At 52.6% G+C, this 447-nt stretch carries 1 protein-coding gene; it reads left to right on the top strand.

The features are described 5' to 3' along the window. On the top strand, positions 1-447 hold a 447-nt coding region (locus F7Q90_RS26065), incomplete at both ends, for a class II fructose-bisphosphate aldolase (protein WP_211369712.1).

Below are 447 nucleotides of genomic sequence, written 5' to 3' on the forward strand. Positions count from 1 at the left end.
ATAACGCCGAGACGGTCCAGGCTATCCTTGAAGTGTGTAGAGAAATGAAATCACCCGTGATCCTCGCTGGGACGCCGGGTACTTTTAAGCATATTGCGCTGGAAGAGATCTATGCGCTATGCAGCGCGTACTCTACCAGTTTCGATATACCACTGGCGCTGCATCTCGATCACCACGAATCGTTGGATGACATTCGCCATAAGGTGAATGCTGGCGTGCGTAGCGCCATGATCGATGGTAGCCACTTCCCATTTGAAGAGAACGTAAAGCTGGTGAAATCGGTCGTAGACTTTTGCCACTCACGTGATTGCAGCGTGGAGGCAGAGCTAGGGCGACTGGGCGGTGTCGAAGATGACATGAGCGTTGATGCGGAAAATGCTTTTCTGACCGATCCGCAGGAAGCCAAACGCTTTGTCGAACTGACGGGTGTAGACAGCCTCGCTGTTG

Origin of the sequence: Pantoea stewartii subsp. stewartii (assembly GCF_008801695.1) — a bacterium.
GTDB lineage: Bacteria > Pseudomonadota > Gammaproteobacteria > Enterobacterales > Enterobacteriaceae > Pantoea > Pantoea stewartii.